Origin of the sequence: Paraburkholderia sp. EG304 (genome assembly GCF_046543485.1) — a bacterium.
Lineage (GTDB): Bacteria > Pseudomonadota > Gammaproteobacteria > Burkholderiales > Burkholderiaceae > Paraburkholderia > Paraburkholderia youngii.
The window spans coordinates 1-753 of sequence record NZ_JBKGUA010000265.1; the positions used below are offsets into that span (position 1 = coordinate 1).

Here is a 753-nt window from a genome sequence, read left to right on the forward strand (position 1 = left end):
ACTTAAGGCTCCTGCCCTAACAATGACCTCATCGGTAGACGCCGGGGACTCGACGGTCATCGCCGGATTCCCGCTGGACGGACCGTACACAGTCAACGCTGCGCGAGTGCGCGGGGCAATAACGGCTCGTGGCGAGAACATTTACGGTGACGACGATGTCGTCCGCGAGATCCTGTCTTTGCGCGGCACCGTGCAACCGGGCAACTCAGGCGGTCCATTACTGACCACCGACGGAAAGGTAGCGGGCACGATCTTCGCCAGGTCCACCTCGCAACCGCAAGCCGGCTACGCCCTCACCAACCGAGAAACCCGGCAGCTCATCAGGTCTGGTACGTATGGCTCCACCCCGGCATCGACCGGACGTTGCAGTGTCGCCTGAATCCGGAAAACCTTGGCCACCCAACCAACCAGGCGCCCCTTAGCGCTGCGCACATTTGCGGCTATCATCAACCCAAAACAACTCTGACAAGGTCTTTCGCACGTGTGGCAATCGGGTTCACGACTGCTGGCCATGCGGCACGCGATGGCAACCCATTTCAGAGGCAACATGTCCGCCACGACATGGTCCTCGGACGCGATTAGGATGCCCTGCATGGCTGTTTTCATTGTCGAAACCCATTACGATCCCGCCCAATTCCGAAGAGCGCATGGCTGCGCGCCCGGCCCATCTGGAGAACCTTGACGTCATGCGCGAGCGTGGCCAGCTCGCCAATGCCGGCCCGTTAGCCGACGGAAGCGGGGCGGTGCTCATCT

Annotated in this window: 1 protein-coding gene; it reads left to right on the forward strand. The window is 61.4% G+C overall.

The genetic code is table 11. The features are described from left to right. Positions 1-379, forward strand: a 379-nt coding sequence (locus tag ACLFKU_RS43775) for a trypsin-like peptidase domain-containing protein (protein WP_410853392.1), incomplete at its 5' end; no start/stop codon positions are given. Between the last annotated feature and the right edge of the window lie 374 nt (positions 380-753).